This is a genomic window from Urechidicola vernalis (genome assembly GCF_031846385.1).
Lineage (GTDB): Bacteria > Bacteroidota > Bacteroidia > Flavobacteriales > Flavobacteriaceae > Urechidicola > Urechidicola vernalis.
The window spans coordinates 1-3642 of sequence record NZ_JAVRHV010000012.1 but is presented as its reverse complement, the minus strand read 5'-3'; the positions used below and the strand labels follow the sequence as shown (position 1 = coordinate 3642).

Below are 3642 nucleotides of genomic sequence, written 5' to 3'. Positions count from 1 at the left end.
TGAGGGCACGATCACAGGAACAACGAGTGATCCATTGACATATACGACACAGGGTACACATACAATTACATGGACATTTGATGATGGTAATGGCAATGTTATCACAGTAGATCAAGATGTCGTTGTAAATGACAATACGGCTCCAACTGTTTCTTCCAGCCCATCTAATGTGAATAGAAACGTAAATGCGAATTCTTGTTTTGCGACTTACAATCCAAATGAACCCATTTTTATTGACAATTGTTCTATTGTTTCTGTGAATTGGGTTATTACTGGAGCAACAAATGCTTCAGGTAATACAAGTATTGGAAGTAGAAGTTTCAATTTAGGTACAACAACGATTACTTATACAGCAACTGATATTGGAGGCAATACAGTTCAAGATACTTTTACAGTAACTGTTATTGACAACATTGATCCAGTTATTACTTGCCCTACACCGGCAGCTCAGTATGTTACAGATAGTAACGCTTGTGACTATACTGTGATTAATTCAGGATTAAACCCAACTTTTACAGATAATTGTTCTGGTGCTACAATTGAAAACGATTATACAAACACCAATACCTTAGATGGAGCATCATTTCCTGTTGGAACAACTACGGTTGTTTGGACTGTAACTGATGCGTCAGGAAATATAGACGTTTGTAGCATAGATATTACTGTAGTTGATGAACAAGCTCCAATTATATCTGGATGCTCGGGTGATATCAATGTAAATAATGATTCTGGAAATTGTTATGCGACTGTTAATTATTCGGTTCCGAGTATTGGTTCGGATAATTGTTCGGATGCAACATTAAGTCAGACTTTAGGACTTGTTTCAGGATCACAATTTCCTATTGGTGTAACATTGGTAGAGTATGAGGCTGTAGATGCCTCGGGGAATACTGCAATATGTTCATTTACTGTTACAGTGGTAGATAATGAATTTCCAACAATAACCTCATTACCAACATTGAATCAAGATTGTTCAGTAACAATTACAACAGCACCAACATCACCTGATAATTGTGGCACAGTTACAGCAACTACCGGAGATATTTCATTGCCGTATACGTTTGACATTCCTGGAACCTACAGTGTAAACTGGAATTTTACAGATGTAAACGGAAACAGCAAAGATATCATTCAATCTATAATTGTAACAGATTTAAATGCTCCCGTAGCGGATATTTCAAATTTACCAAATCAAAACTTTACAGGTTGTGAATTATTAGAGTCTGAAATTAGTTTCCCAACCGCAACTGATGCTTGTAATGGGACTATAATAGGGGTTCCTGACATTGTTTTTCCATATTATGTGTCTGGCACATCTGTAGTAACATGGACTTTTACCGATGATGTAGGAAATATTTCCACTCAAACTCAAAATATTGTTTTAACTGCAGAGAACATTGACGGAGGTGTTTTGACAGGCTATCTTTTAAGTGAAGGTTCTGGAACTGCAAGTCATGAAGTTGATATTACCGCGTGTGCTAGTGGTTCAAATATAATTCAGATGAATCTGGCAGGAGAAGTAGGTACAATTGTGCGATGGGAAAAGTATGAAGTAGGAGACGCGATTTGGACAGAAATAACTGAGACGAACGATTCTTATCAAGTAACTTTTGATGCTGCAACTAGTGAATCTACTTTTTATAGAGCCTTAGTCCAAGTAGGAACATGTTATCAATATTCAAGTGATTTTTATGTTAGAGCTTTACCACCTGATCAGGCACCTGTTTTGGATGACACCCTATTTGAGGAATGCCTGGGAGAAGAAATTACCTTAGTTGCTAGACTCGGATACACTATAGAAGAAGATGCATTCGCTGGCGATGGTGGTGATTTTCAAGGAGGACAATTTCCAGATAAGTTTAACGACGATATGTGGCGAATCGATGGTGCGCCATCAGCATCTCATTGGACTGCGAATGGTAATGCTACAAAACCAACAAACTGGGCTGGAACAAATCCGCATGCATTTGGAGCCATTACATATGACTCTGGAGATCCAAAATTTGGTATCGCTCAAGGGGATTTTTGGTCTAGTTGGATTCAGCAAAAACAGCCTCAAGTTTATCAAGGTGAAACAACTTTGGAGACTCCGATTTTTAGTTTAGAGAATATGGATGCTGCAGCTCTTGAATTTGATCAGGCCTATAATTTAGTTGCGGGAGATTATTTAGAATTAAAACTGTCAAAAGATGGAGGAATTACTTACTCTGAAGATCTTTTAATTCTGGCTGGTCCCGTGACATGGGATTATAATCACGCAAGAAATAATACTTCGGACGCATCGAATTATAATTTTGAAACCGATGATTCTTCTTATGATCTATCTGCCTACATTGGTTTAGATAATTTAAGAGTAAAATGGACTTTTAGAGGAACGAGTGACCAAAGTGTTTGGGCTGTAGATGGCATAGGCTTACCAGTAACGCCAACAATTAGTGAGATAGAATGGACAGATGGTATTGGTAATCCAGGAGAGCCCGTCTTAGAAAATGGAGAAATAGAAGTTCCATATACTTTTACTCCAGAAGCACCGGGATATCACCAATATGGAGCCACAATTTTGGTTGATGGTTGTAGAGCATATGAAGAAGATGGAACAGCTCTTGCCGATGTGTACATAAGTTATGCTTACGCAGGAGATAATGTTGTTTTAACACCTGATGAATGTGGGTCGGATACGGTACAATTAAATGCTTATGATAACTCCAGAACTGCGAATGAAAATTTTGCGAAAGGAGCATATGTACCACCTACAGATTGTGAAACTTGTGACGATCCGGGAACTGCAATGGCTGGAGAATGGACAGTTGTATCTTCAAGTACTTCATGTGGGTTTATTGGAACTTTTTCTGATGTTAACGACCCTGATGCAACCTTTACCGCTGAGCAAGGAACCTACGCTTTAAGATGGACCTTGGATAATGGTTGTTCTAGTGATGTTGATGTTGAAATTACAAATTGTGGCTCTGTAGACTTTGATGGAGTGAATGACTATGTCGATTTTAGAGATTCTAATTATGATTTGACAGGTGATTTTAGTCTTGAGGTTTGGGTTAAATCTGAAGTTTCAAATGGAAATATTCAAACCATATTCTCTAAGAGAGATGCGAATAATTTAACGAATGGATATGACTTAAGAATTGTAAATAATATTGTTTCGTTCCGTTGGAATGTTGGAGGTAATTTAATTTCACCAAATGCTATTGGAACGGATAGATGGTATCATATTGCAGTAACTCATTCTGGCACACAGTACCGATTATATATTGATGGAGTATTAGTGAGATCTGAAAGTGGAAGTTCACCAATTTCTAATAGTCAGAAGGCAATTTTAGGTGCGATGGATCAAGATAATAATGCTCCGAATAAACCTGTAAATTATTTTGATGGATGGGTTGATGAATTACGAATTTGGGATGTTGGATTAACAGAGGAGCAAGTTCACCAAAACATGAATCAAGAAATAACAGAAGATCCTGCAAATTCTAATTTAGTTTATGGAGAAGTAGTATTGATGGATGTTCATGGTGTTAATTGGTCCAATTTAGTTGGGTATTATCGAATGGATCAAATTAGTTGTGGATATTTAGAACCTAATTTTGGTGTTGGGCCAACAGGAAAATTAAAGAACATAACCACTAA

Annotated in this window: 1 protein-coding gene; it reads left to right on the top strand. The window is 37.4% G+C overall.

Translation table 11 applies throughout. From position 1 onward, the window contains the following. Window positions 1–3642, top strand: a 3642-nt coding sequence (locus RM519_RS13870) for a LamG-like jellyroll fold domain-containing protein (protein ID WP_311594427.1), incomplete at both ends; no start/stop codon positions are given.